General features: G+C 61.8%; 2 protein-coding genes. Both read left to right on the top strand.

What is annotated here, in order from left to right:
- On the top strand, window positions 1–11,028 hold an 11,028-nt coding region (locus tag VL52_RS07345), incomplete at its 5' end, for a LysM peptidoglycan-binding domain-containing protein (RefSeq protein WP_046156420.1).
- Complete coding sequence (locus VL52_RS24455) at window positions 11,025–11,471, top strand: hypothetical protein (RefSeq protein ID WP_144410183.1); 447 nt, start codon at window positions 11,025–11,027, stop codon at window positions 11,469–11,471. The genes VL52_RS07345 and VL52_RS24455, both read left to right, overlap by 4 nt.
- Window positions 11,472–11,496: the final 25 nt, after the last annotated feature.

Below are 11,496 nucleotides of genomic sequence, written 5' to 3'. Positions count from 1 at the left end.
GTTCGCGAGACCGTCGATCCGGCCGGACTGAAGCAGACCACGCGCTACGGCTACGACGACAACGGCAACGTCACCGCCAAGACCGACGCGGCGGGCCAGGTCACGCGCTACGTGTACGACGGCAACGACCGGCTGCGCTACAGCATCGACCCGCTGGGGCAGGTGACGGAGCAGCGCTACGACGCGGCGGGGCATGTCATCGACACCATCCGCTATGCCAAAACCTTGGCGGAGATGGGGGCGTCCGGCGGTCCGGTGCCGCAAGGCATCGGTTTGAATGGGCTGAGCAACGGCCTGTTTGCGCCCGTGACGGCGAATCAAATGGCAGGCTGGAGCTACGGAGCGTGGCGAGCCGGGGCGGTTGTCGGAGTCAACCTGAGCGCCGAACGGCGGGTGATGGAGGGTTTGCCCGGGGAGAACACCGTCTATCTGCACCAAACGGGACGCGATCCGCAAGATACCTATCAGGAGCTGTCGCAGAACATGGCGGTGCAGGCGGGGCATCGCTATGCGTTTTCCGCCTATACCGGCGCGGATCGAGCGACGGTGACGCTGCACATTGTGTGGTACGACGCGAATGGCGAGTGCCTGGGCTGGACCTCGGAAGGGACGGCGGAGTTCTGCAACGCTGGCGAGGGTTTGGGCGGCTCGCAGCTATCCGGCTACAAGCGCTGCGTGGCGGATGGCGTGGCGCCGCCGGGGGCGGTGCGCGGGATGGTGTCGCTGCGCAAGCGCAATACCAATGTCGGGGAGACCGACTCGTGGTTGTTCGCGACAAGGGCGCAGTTCGAAGAATTGAGTTTGGACGCGAAGGGTCCAAGCGAATGGAGGCCGGCGCTGGTGGCGGATCCGGCCGATCAGCATAGCCGAACGGTGTACGACGCGGCGGGCCGTCAGAGCTACGTGATGAACGCCGCCGGCGCGCTGACGCAGTATGAGTACGACGCGGCGGGCAATGTCACGGTCAGGCGCGAACTGGCCAATCGGGTGCCGACGCGCGGGGTGAAGATCAAGAACGCGGATGGCCGGATTCACGACATCGTCAAATACATGGGCAGCTTCAGCGCCGGCGATGTAGTGACGGCTACGGTGCGTTGCAAAGCGCCGGCGGGACTGAAGAACGATGTGTTCCTGGGCAATGCAGCGGGGCCGAATCCCTACGACAACGCGGTGTCGCAGACGGTGGCGGGCGACGATGGTTGGCACACGGTCACCCTGACGCAGAAGATGACGCAGACCCGCGACATGGAGGTTCTGCTGTACAACCTGGTGCAGAGCGGCGATGCGCAAGCCGGGGTGATTTATGCGGATCTGCGCGTGAGCAGCGCGCAGCGCGGCGAAGTGCTGGCGGAAGCGTTCGAGAAGTTCGACCCGGCGGCGAAGAGCTGGGTGGTGGAGGCGGACTTCGAACCGGTGCTGGTGAACCTATCGCAGAGTGGTGACGCGAGCCAGTTGGCGGCCTTCCTGCCGACGCTGTCTGACCCGGCGCGCGACCGGGTGACGCGTTACGTTTACGACGCGGCGGGCCGGCAGAGTTACGCGGTGAACGCCGCCGGCGCGGTGACGCAGTACGAGTATGACGCGGCGGGGAATGTCACGGTCAGGCGCGAACTGGCCAATCGGGTGCCGACGCGCGGGGTGAAGATCAAGAACGCGGATGGCCGGATTCACGACATCGTCAAATACATGGGCAGCTTCAGCGCCGGCGATGTAGTGACGGCTACGGTGCGTTGCAAAGCGCCAGCGGGACTGAAGAACGATGTGTTCCTGGGCAATGCAGCGGGGCCGAATCCCTACGACAACGCGGTGTCGCAGACGGTGGCGGGCGACGATGGTTGGCACACGGTCACCCTGACGCAGAAGATGACGCAGACCCGCGACATGGAGGTTCTGCTGTACAACCTGGTGCAGAGCGGCGACGCGCAAGCCGGGGTGATTTATGCGGATCTGCGCGTGAGCAGCGCGCAGCGCGGCGAAGTGCTGGCGGAGGCGTTCGAGAAGTTCGACCCGGCGGCGAAGAGCTGGGTGGTGGAGGCGGACTTCGAACCGGTGCTGGTGAACCTGTCGCAGAGTGGTGACGCGAGCCAGCTGGCGGCTTTCCTGCCGACGCTGTCTGACCTGGCGCGCGACCGGGTGACCGTGAACGCCTACGACGCCGCCGGCCGCCTGCTGTCGGTCAGCAAGGGCGACGGCATCAGTCAAGCCCAGACCGTCCGCTACGAACTGGACGCCTACGGCAACCGGGTGAAAGAGTGGGACGGCAACCACCACCTCACCAGCCGCGAGTTCGACGCGCTGGGCCGGGTGCATAAGGAAACCCACGGCGAAGGCGACGCCACCGTCACCGACTACGACGCCTTCGGCAACGCGGTCAAGATCACCGACCCGCGCGGCAACGCCGGCTACTTCTACTTCGACGCGCTGGGCCGCCGCATCCTGCAGGTGGACCCGGAAGGCGGCGCCACCCGCACCGACTATGACGCCTTGGGCAACGCCCGAGCCGTCACCCGCTACGCCAACGCCGTCGATCCGGCCGCGCTGCAGATCGGCATCCTGCCGACCGTGGCCGCCGACGCCAAGCGCGACGCCGTCAGCCGGATCGACTACGACGCGCTGGGCCGGCAGACCAAGATCACCGACGCCGAAGGCGGCGTCGAAAGCATGATCTACGACGCCTTCGGCAACAAGGCGACCTACACCAATCAACTGGGGGCGGTGTTCAGCTACGACTACGACGCCGCCGGCCGCGTGCTGAAGGAAACCGGCCGCGACGGGGCGACCGTGCTCAGCGTCAAGCGCTTCGAATACGACGCCTTCGGCAACCGCACGCTGCAAGTGGAAGCCGAGGGGCAGCCGGAACAGCGCCGCACCAGCTACGGCTACGACAGCCTGAACCGCCTGGTCAGCCAGCGCGGCGATGTCGTGCATACCTACACCCTGACCGGCGCAGATCTCAAACCGCTTGAGGCGGATGTCGCCCCCACCGAAACCCGCCGTTACGACGCGGCCGGCAACCTGGTCGAGTTCACCGACGCCAATGGCAACGTCACCCGCAGCGCCTACGACAGCCAGAACCGCAAGGTGCGCGAGCGCAACGGCGACGGCTATGTGACGACCTGGGCCTACGACGGCGCCGGCAACGTCATCGAACAACGCGTGTACGCCACCGCGGTGGGCCTGCCCGCCGACGGCGGCGCGCCGCAACCGGCGGACGGCAACTGCCGGATCACCCAGTTTGAGTACGACAACAACAACCGGCTCAAGCGCACCATCGTGCCCAATCAGCAGGTGATCGCGCTGCATCGCCAGCCGGGCGACGATAACGGCGCCAAGAGCAACTACGACATCCTGACCAGCGACCTGGTCACCAGCCGCGACTATGACGCCAACGGCAACGTGATCCGCGAGACCGACGCCAACGGCAACCTGGCGCAGGCGCGCGACAAGACTGGCCGCAGCGTGCGCCGCTATTTCGACAAGGCCGGCCGCAAGCTGCTGGAAGTGGACGCCGCCGGCTACGCGGTGGCCTGGGACTACAACAGCGCCGGCAAACCGCTGCGCGAAACCCGTTACGCCGCCGCCATCGGCGCGCCGGCCGACGGCGACACGCTGGACGCGGTCAAGGCCCGGCTGAAAACCGACGCCCAGGACCGGATCAGCGAGTTCGATTACGACCTGCTGGGCCGGGTGAAGGAAGAGCGCCGCCTCAACGTCGCCTATTACAACCAGGCCGACTTCAATGGCGCGGCCAAGGACGACGCCATCCAGCAGACGTTGCAGACCGGCGTAGTGCGCACCCAATACCACTACAACGCGCTGGGCCTGGTGGACCGCAAGACCGACGCCAAGAATGGCGTCACCGACATCGGCTATGACAAGCTGGGCCGCGAGATTCATCGCGAAGAAGCCGCCTTCGCCAATCAAGCCGGCCAGATGGTACGGCCGACCACCGACACCGTCTACAACGGCCTGGGCCAGGCGACGCAGGTGCGCAAGGCCGGCGTCGACGGCGTGTTCAGCGAGACCCATTACGGCGCCGGCGGCCGCGCTGACTGGACCAAGGACGCCGAAGGCAATGTCACTTGGTACGACTACGACGCCGTCGGCAACATCAGCCGCACCCGTCGCGACCGCAAGGAAGCGGCCGGCGGCCAGGACGTGACGCTGTACGCCTACACCGCCGCCAAGCAGCAAAGCGTCAAGCAGGACGTGGGCAGCGGCTTGGTCAGCGAAACCCGCTACAACGCCTGGGGCCAGGTGACCAACAAGCGCACCAGCCTCAACCGCCAGGGCGACTGGCAGGAGTTCAGCGAATACGACGGCGCCGGTCGACTGACTCGCGGCAACGCCGGCGGGGTGACCAAGCTGTACGGCTACGATGCCAACGGCAACGCGACCATGACGGTGGAGTCCGGCGCCGACAGCCAGGACCTGCTGCGCAGCCAGGACTTGCAGACAGTGCTGAACCGGCTGTCCGACACCCAGGGCGCCAACTACCAGCAATACCTGAACGACTACCGCTTGAAGCTGGACGACTACGACGCGCGCAACCAGCACGTGGCGACCTACCAGCCGCGCATCGCCAACGCGACCGACTCGCAGTCGGTGCAGATCAAGGCGTGGGAAGTGGCGAAGCCGCTGACCGGTAATGGCGATGTGGTGACGGTGGGGGCGGTGCCGAAGCGGCAAGGTGGGACGGCGAATCCGGTGGCAGGTGGGACTGTATCTATCGGTAGCGGGGGGCGGGTCTCTATTGTGGGGGCGAATTTTTACAATGCACGTGATTATTCTGTTAAGGGGCCTAATGGGCTGTACTGGGATAGGCGGTTAGTGGCGGACTTGCAGTTTGGATTGGTTTTGGATTCTATAATGCCAGAGCTTGGCTCTGGTGCGATTCATATTAAGGTCAAAGCAGTTCAACCACCATGGATTATGATTCCGGGGTATCCACTGCCGGATGATGTGTATGTTGGGAATTATTATACTCATAATGGCGGATTTGTGTTGGCACAAGTGCCAATGGCAAATGTGGTGACAGGGGAGCCAATGAAAGTTAGGGAGTTGGGCGTAACAAATTTACCTACTTCCGTTTTTATTTCTTTGGAGATTTATAAGCAAATAGATAATGTGGAAATTCTTGTTGCGTCTATGCAGGCTGATAAGCCGGCAGTGTATACAATTCAGCAAGACTATATGTTGCTTCCACAAATGCTACAGGGAAAGGCCGAAATACAGGCAATCAAATGGCCAGCTGCAGTTCTTGATGCAAAGAAAATAAATTTTCGGGGGGTGTCGCAAGATGTTAATAGATTACTATTGCTCACTCGTCCTGTAGGTAGTTCAGCTGGTTGGGCTATTGCCAATATCCCGCCGATGCAGATCAACGGCCAAAACGTAGCCGGCTGGTTCGCCTACGACTGGTCCGGCATGGCGCGCGGCAATTACGAGTATCGCTATCTGGCGCTGGACGCCGCCGGCAATGTCAAGAACAGCGGTCAGGGACAGATGACATTGAATGACAGCGCGCCGTCTGTGACTCCCGTAAGGGACGCGAATGGACAGTTTCGAAGCGCCGAATCGACTTTCATGTTAGAAGATGGAACGATTAGTTTTTATGGGGTGGATCCGTCTGCTGTTCAGGCTAATATTAGATTCCGTAGAAAGGGTGGCGAGTGGGGGCAGGTGTTCAAATTTGATCGCCCATCGCCGTTGTTGGAAGGAGGGAGATTTATCTTGGATCCCAAGCAGTATGCTTTGGATTCAGGAGTTGAGTATGAGTATCAGGTTGAGTTCTTATCGGGTGGGTGGCAAGATTTCGGAATCATGGGGCGGGTACCCAAGCCTAAGTGGGTACTGCTTTCCCCAGAGACGCTGAATAAAATCGTCGGTAGTTTCAAACTGGGAGAGCCGCAGTCGGTGACCCAGCCGACACCGTGGAGCAGCCAGACGCAGATCGTCCACCTGAGCAACCAGTCCGCGCTGGCGGCCAGCGGCGTGGTGCGCTATCGCCTGGCCGGCAGCCAGGGCGATTACCTCACCAAGGCGCTGACCAAGAGCGCCGACGGCCCGGGCCGCTTCGACTGGGACACCGGCGAGAACGGCGCGCCGGCCGGCAACTACGAATTCGAATACCAGATCTTCGACGCCGGCGGCGCGCTGATCAACCGCCTGCTCGGCCAAATGGCGCTGGGATCTAACCAAGACGTCAAGCTGGATCGAAACTCCGGCCTGATCCTGCCGCTGGGCGTGGAATTCGATCCCAAGCAGCCCAGCGCCGCGCGGCTGGACCTGAGCTACCGCGTCAAGGGCGGCAACGGCGATTGGCTGCAGACCCAGATCCCGCGCAATGCCGCCGGCACCTTCCTGCTCAACGTCGATAACTGGAAAGAAGGCGACTACGAATACCGCTTCATCCTGCGCGACGCCGCCGGCGCGGTGGTCAACGGCGCCGACGGCTCGGCGCTGGAAACCAGCGGCTATATCCACCGCGGCAGCAACAGCAGCCAGATCAACGGCCAATCGCTGCAATGGGTGGTGAATAAATCGCTGTACAACGCCACCGTCGTCCGTCGCCAGGCCTACAACGCCTTCGGCGAAGTGGTCAGCGAAACCGACGGCGTCGGCAACGCCACCGTTTCCGACTACAACGCCGCCGGCAAGCTGGTGGCCAAGCGCGAGGCGCGGCTGCGCCTGCGCGACGACGACGGCAATGCGCTGAAGAACGCCGATGGCAGCGACAAGCTGGGCGACGAGGCCGTCACCCGCTACGGCTACGACGCGATGGGCAATCTGGTGTCCACCGTCGACGCCAACAACCATGAGAACAAGCAACGCTGGCTGGCCGGCAGCCAGGACGGCCAGGGCAAGGTGCTGCGCGAGCGCCACGCCGATGGCGGCAGCAAGGAGATGGGCTACGACCAGCTGGGCAATCTGCGCACGCAGACCGTCAACGGCCAGCGCCAGCAGGACTACGCCTACGACAAGCTGGGCCGCCTGAAGCGGCTGGACCGCGCGCCGGGCGCGAATGGCAAGCGCGGTTACGACGAGTACGACTACGACAGCGCCGGCCAGCGCATCGGCCACCGCACCACCAGCAACGGCAGCGACGTGCTGACCGACACCACCCGCTACGACAGCCTGGGCCGAGTGTTGGACACCGCCAGCGCGGCGACTCGCCATACCAGCTACAGCTATGTTTGGGACACCCAACTGAAGGGCGCCGGCGGCATCGTGGTGGGCGGCTGGCGCATGACCACCACCAACGCCAACCAGATGACGATGCAGGACGCCACCAGCCTGTTCGGCCTCAAGGCCGAGCACCGCGACCTGGGCGGCCGGGTGACGCAATACCAGTACAACAACGCCGGCCAACTGGCGACGCAGTCGTCCAGCAACGGCCAGAACATCGTCTACACCTACTACGGCAACGGCAATCTGCAGGGCATCGAAGACCGCGCGGCGCACCAGTACACGCTGTACGGCTACGACGACGACGGCCGCAAGACCTACGAAGCCTATGCCAACGGCCCGAACCGCAACAGCCTGACCTTCTACCAGCAATCGACGCTGCGCTACGACGAGCGCGGCCGGGTGATCGAAATCAAAGATCCGCGCTTCCTCAGCCGCTACCAGTACGACGCCGTCGGCAACCGCCAGCGCGTCTACAGCGTGTACCAGGACGGCAAGGACGGCAGCCGTCAGGTGCAGGACAACTGGTACGACTACGACGCGATGAACCGCTTCACGCTGAGCCAGGGCAGCCGCGACGCATCCGGCAATCTGGCGCGCGGCAGCCGCGGCGTCAGCGTCGAGTACGACGGCTTCGGCCAGCGCGCCAAAGTCACCAACGGCAGCGACGGCACGGTGGAAACCTACAGCTACACCGCCGACGGCTATCTGGTCGATACCCAGATCAATGGCAAAACCGCCTTCCATCGCGACAACGACCTGCTGGGCCGCGTCACCGACTCCGCCAGCTACGATTGGAAGAACGGCGACGGCGGCAGCAAGGCCAGCCAGACCCACACCGACTACGACGGCGACGGCAAAATCGCGCGCCAGGTGGCGGATGGCGCCACCACGACCTATGACCTGATGAACGACGGCACGGTCAAAACCACCACCCAGGTCAGCAAGGGCACCACCACCACTACCTACTACGGCTACGAGTGGTGGGACGACGCCAAGCAGTCCACCATCACCGCCCAGCCGTACAACAAGGACGCGCCGGGCTGGCAGCCGGGCATCTCGCACCTGACCTACGACGTCAACGGCCACCTGAAAGAGGCCATCGACGAGAAAGGCCAGCGCAGCTTGCGCTACGTCAACGACGCCCAGGGCGTGGTGATCCGACGCGAAGAAATCGACAAGCAAAGCGTTTACAAGAAGCAGGACTACTACTACGTCGACGGCAAGCAAGTGGGCGCGGTCGGCAACGACGGCCCCAGCCGGGTCGACTTCGCCCAGGCGCTGGCGCAGACCAGCCTGGGCAATAAGAAAGACCAATACCGCTTCGGCGTGGCGGTGAGCAGCGCCGACTTCGACCAGAACTACGAACCGATCGGCCCCAACTACCCGGCGCAAGCGCCGGGCAGCGTCACCGCGCGCGAAGGCGACACGCTGCAAGTGATCGCCGCCAATCTGTGGGGCGACCGCGCGCTGTGGTATCTGCTGGCCGACGCCAACGGCCTGCAAGGCACGGAAACGCTGAAGGCGGGCCAAGTGCTGCGGGTGCCGAACAAGGTCACCAACTTCCACAACAACAGCGGCACCTATCGGGTGTACAGCCCGGGCGAAGCGATCGGCGACGTGACGCCGACGCTGCCGGAACCGCCGCCGCCGCCGCCCCCGCCGGGAGGCGGTGGTTGCGGCGGCTTCGGGATGATTCTGGTCGCGGTAGTGGCGGTAGTGGCGGTGGTGTTTACTGCAGGGGCCTTGGCGCCACTGTTGGCCCCAACCTTGGTAAGCACGGCCGGTGTCATGGCATCGGGGATGGCGGTGCTGACGAGCGCAAGTACTTTAGGTGCCTTGGCTGCTGCGGGCATTGCTGGCGCGGTCGGCTCTATCGTTAGCCAAGGCGTCGCGATGGCGATGGGCATGCAGGACAAGTTCTCATGGGGACAAGTCGGTTTGTCAGCCTTCTCCACAGCGGCTACTGCCGGATTGGCCGGCGGGTATGGGCCATCTGCTTTTGCCGGTAAGGAGATGGGCGCTACCGTCGCGCGAACGATGGCGGTGAACGCCGCCACCCAAGGCGTGGCGATGGCGACGGGGATGCAAAAGTCGTTCAGCTGGACCTCGGTGGCGGCCTCGGGCGTGGCGGCTTGGGCGACAAGCGGCATCAAGCCAGATGTGGAAACCAATCCGCTTGCCAACATCGGCTATGGCACGATGCGGGGCATGGCCGGCGGCGCCATCCAGTCGGTGTTGGGCAACGATCATCAGCCGAACTGGAGCAGTCTGGCGGCCAACTCGTTTGGCAGCGCGGTGGGCGATCAGGTGGTAGGCAGTTTGCAGGCTACGGAGCGGGATCGTTTCTCGAAGGCTGATGCGGCAAGAGGACTCTTCTCTTACAACGAAGCCTATGATCTGAAACCGCCGGTTGCCGACGATGCCACGGCCCGGGCCTTGGGCTTCCGGGGAGACGATTGGGCATTGATGCCGGAGCGTGGGGATGAGGGACCGACCCGGTATATCGTGCGGAAAGGCGATACGTTCACCAGCATTGCGCGCAATACGGATCGCACGGCGGCAGAAATCGCGCTGGCCAATGATGTTAATCAGTTCAACCTGCGACCGGGCCGACCGTTGGCCATCCCCGGAAAGGGCGCGTATAGCGATGATGAGCTGGCCGCCGCAAGCGCGTTCATGGACAAGCAAAACCGCCAGCGCATCGCCGCGCAGAATGCGGCGCGTCAGCAGGCATTGACAGAGAAAATCCGCGCAGGCGTGCCTTTGCTATCGCTGAAATCGTCGTTTACGCCTGAGAATCTCACCGATGGGCTGTTGATGACGTTCGGCGCGGCGGCGCAGATAGTTGGCAATGGTGAGCATGCTGGTCAATCTACCCAAACTGCACTGGGCTCATACAGGGCTGGCTATGCGGGCCGTGATTTGGGCGTTATGGATGGGTATCCCGACTGGGCTGCGGCTGGGCAGCTAACGGCAAGAGCTGGGCAGGCGTTCGCAAGCTATGGATTAGGTGCGATAGGCTACACGGATATGCAAGCCGCTCGTCAAAGTTGGTCGAATGGATCTTATGGCAGTGCTATCGGATATGGTGTCGCCGCGACCGTAAATGCGGCATTGACGGCGGGGACTGTGATTTCCTTTGGGATGGACTCGCCGTTGACAGAATCGGCTCGTGCAGGGTTCACGTGGTTGCGCGCGGAAGGCAGGGGGCTGTTTGCAGAAGGGCGGGTAGGGAATGGGTTTGGGCCTGTGCTTGATCGGATGTATGATAAGTATGTTCCATTTGGACGATCATATGTCGTATCACCAGAAAGTGCTCCAAGCACGGTTTTTGTGAGTCCTGTAGTTGAGTCAGAGCGTGCGGTCTTGCAACGGATGGGTGTTAATAATCGAGCCGGTACACCGTGGGCTGATTTGCGACAAGCCTACCAACAAGCTCGTGGACAAATCGATTTTGCACACATTGAAGCAGATGTTGTATTGAAAGCTAACGGTCGTTACACCGCACAAGGCGGGCACTTCTCGACATCACCTGTAGTTAATATCGTTCCTGGAACTGAAAATGTTGGTGCTAATGGAACTATTAATGCTCAGGTGAGGTTGCTTGGATCGGATGGTAACTTCTATATGAAGACTAACAATGGTGGATTCTCAAGTTTGACACCTGATTCTTGGTCCTTGGCTCAGGCAAAGGGGGAGATGAGTCAGGCATTTTTGGGGCGGTCTCAACAGCCAAATGGCCAATGGTTTGGAAGTTCAAATGGAGTCGACTTTCGTTTCTTCTCACCAACGAACAAAGTGCCTTTATGGCGCGGTTATCCGATTTATACACCATGAAAATTGTCGCAGAAGTATTTAAGCTGCCTAGTGGCTCTCTGATTCCTCAACTTTACTGCGTAGGTAAGGGAGGAGATGTGGAAAGGGGTACGACTGATACACTTCTTGATCTAATTGCAGAGTCTCTTCCATATCAACTTGAGAAGCTGGTAGCTATTCTTGTCGCTGCACGGAGTGGAAAGTATGAACGATCTGATCCAGATTTGGCAGATTGGAGCGTAAATGATAAGTTCGTCTGGATCGGGCCGCCTCGAGCAGAGATAGGGTTTCTCTTCATTTCCAATGAAAATATTCCTGATTTTTCATCCGATGAAGGCGAGCCTCAAAAGTTTTCCATTGAGCAGTTTCTGAATGCGTTAGCTCATTGGGAAAAATTTTGCAAGATTATTTCTGAGCGTGGTAGAGAGAATGTAGTGGGGGTGCGGTTTGAGATTGTAATTTGAGGTAATTTAGCAAGCTAGAGACGAA

It is taken from the genome of Chromobacterium vaccinii, from assembly GCF_000971335.1.
Taxonomy (GTDB): Bacteria; Pseudomonadota; Gammaproteobacteria; order Burkholderiales; family Chromobacteriaceae; genus Chromobacterium; species Chromobacterium vaccinii.
This window is presented reverse-complemented; position numbering and strand designations above follow the sequence as displayed.

What these genes read in the sequence shown, in the direction of transcription:
- VL52_RS24455 (WP_144410183.1), top strand. Translation starts at nt 11,025, where the DNA reads ATGAAAATTGTCGCAGAAGTATTTAAGCTGCCTAGTGGCTCTCTGATT.